General features: G+C 63.2%; 2 protein-coding genes. Both read left to right on the top strand.

The window, feature by feature from the left end:
* Positions 1-724 (top strand): tryptophan synthase subunit alpha (gene trpA / locus EN994_RS29845; RefSeq protein ID WP_127308075.1); only part of this gene is annotated, 724 nt, incomplete at its 5' end.
* Between the two features lie 101 nt (positions 725-825).
* Entirely contained in the window at positions 826-1,752 is a 927-nt protein-coding gene (accD, locus tag EN994_RS29850) for an acetyl-CoA carboxylase, carboxyltransferase subunit beta (protein WP_013528321.1), read from the top strand.
* The last annotated feature ends 2 nt before the right edge of the window (positions 1,753-1,754 follow it).

Below are 1,754 nucleotides of genomic sequence, written 5' to 3' on the forward strand. Positions count from 1 at the left end.
GGCGTTGCCGGCGGCAGGTTCCGATATTATCGAGCTCGGCATGCCGTTCTCCGATCCGATGGCCGACGGCCCGGCGATCCAGGCGGCGGGCTTGCGGGCGCTGAAAGGCGGCCAGACGCTGGCCAAGACGCTGAAGATGGCGGCCGACTTCCGCGCTGGCGACAATGAAACGCCGATCGTGCTGATGGGCTACTACAATCCGATCTACATCTATGGCGTCGACCGCTTCCTCAAGGACGCGATCGCCAGCGGCATCGACGGGCTGATCGTCGTCGACCTGCCCCCGGAGATGGATGAGGAACTGTGCATTCCGGCATTGAAAGCCGGCATCAACTTCATCCGGCTGGCGACGCCGACCACCGACGACAAACGCCTGCCCAAGGTGCTGCAGAACACGTCGGGCTTCGTCTATTACGTGTCGATGACCGGCATCACCGGCTCGGCACTGGCCGACACCGGCAAGGTGGCGGCGGCGGTCAAGCGCATCAAGGGCCACACCGACCTGCCGGTCTGCGTCGGCTTCGGCGTCAAGACCGCCGAGCAGGCCCGGGTGATCGGCGCCAATGCCGACGGCGTCGTCGTCGGCACCGCGATCGTCAATGCGGTGGCCAATGTGCTGGGGCCGAAGGGCGAGAAGACCGCCGATCCGGCCGAGGCCGTCGCCACGCTGGTCAGCGGCCTAGCGCAAGGCGTGCGCTCGGCCCGCCTTGCTGCTGCCGAATAGTTTCCCTACGTCAGGTCTTGTGCATGCCGTTATCCCAGAACCGGTTCCCACTTTTGGGCGACATGCATTAGCAACTCTTCGTCAGGACAGGAGCCGAAGCGATGAACTGGATCACCAATTACGTTCGCCCGAAGATCAATTCGATGCTCGGCCGGCGCACCGACATGCCCGAGAATCTCTGGATCAAGGATCCGGAGACCGGCGAGATGGTGTTCCACAAGGACCTGGAATCGAACCAGTTCGTCATTCCCTCGTCCGGTCATCACATGAAGATCTCGGCCAAGGAGCGGCTGAAATTCTTCTTCGATGGCGGCAAATACGAGACCCTGGACAACCCCAAGGTCATGCAGGATCCGCTGAAATTCCGCGACGAGAAGCGCTATGTCGACCGGTTGAAGGACGCCAAGGCCAAGACCGGCCTTGAGGACGCGATCATCAATGCGCTGGGCACCGTCGAGGGTCTTCCGGTTGTGGTCACGGTGCAGGACTTCGCCTTCATGGGCGGTTCGCTCGGCATGGCCGCCGGCGACGCCATCGTGCACGGTTTCGAAGTGGCCCTGCAGCGCAAGCGGCCGCTGATCCTGTTTGCTGCTTCCGGCGGCGCCCGCATGCAGGAAGGTATTTTGTCCCTGATGCAATTGCCTCGGACAACGGTCGGTGTCGACCGGCTGAAGGAAGCCGGCCTGCCCTACATCGTCGTTTTGACCAACCCGACCACGGGCGGCGTGACCGCCTCCTACGCCATGCTGGGCGACGTGCACATCGCCGAGCCCGGCGCGCTGATCGGCTTTGCCGGACCGCGCGTCATCGAACAGACGATCCGCGAGAAACTGCCCGATGGCTTCCAGCGCTCCGAATATCTGATGGAGCACGGCATGGTCGACATGGTCGTATCCAGGCTGGAAATGCGTGAAACGATCGCGCGCCTGCTCAAGATGCTGCTCAAGCTGCCGGAAGAGCAAAAAACGCTGGAGCCGGAAATCCTGCCGCCGGCGGTGGTTGCCGCGGAAGCTCGGCCGCAAGCCTGAAG

The organism is Mesorhizobium sp. M7A.F.Ca.CA.002.09.1.1 (assembly GCF_003998555.1).
GTDB lineage: Bacteria > Pseudomonadota > Alphaproteobacteria > Rhizobiales > Rhizobiaceae > Mesorhizobium > Mesorhizobium ciceri.

Excerpts from the sequence above, each read along its gene's own strand:
- accD (WP_013528321.1), top strand. The coding sequence starts at position 826 with ATGAACTGGATCACCAATTACGTTCGCCCGAAGATCAATTCGATGCTC.